1 protein-coding gene is annotated in these 252 nt (G+C 53.6%); it reads left to right on the top strand.

Annotation, left to right across the window (positions count from 1 at the left end):
* Positions 1-252, top strand: a 252-nt coding sequence (locus ACSNOG_RS33685; RefSeq protein WP_436756468.1) for an aminotransferase class I/II-fold pyridoxal phosphate-dependent enzyme, incomplete at both ends; no start/stop codon positions are given.

Here is a 252-nt window from a genome sequence, read left to right as displayed (position 1 = left end):
GCATTGGCCATTGCAGGCGTAACCCCTTGGCATGTTCCCTTGAGAGAGGAGCGGGGCTTCCTTCCCGATCTGGATCGAATTCCGGAAGAGGTATGGGAGCAGGCGGTTTTCATCCTGCTGAATTTTCCCGGCAATCCGATTGCGGCGCAAGCCGATCTAGCCTTCTTCGAATCCTTGGTCGAGAAGGCGAAGCGGCATCATGTGCTGATTGTGCATGATATGGCTTATTCGGAAATGGGATTTGACGGTTAC

The organism is Streptomyces sp. URMC 124, assembly GCF_051386455.1.
GTDB lineage: Bacteria > Actinomycetota > Actinomycetes > Streptomycetales > Streptomycetaceae > Streptomyces.
This window is presented reverse-complemented; position numbering and strand designations above follow the sequence as displayed.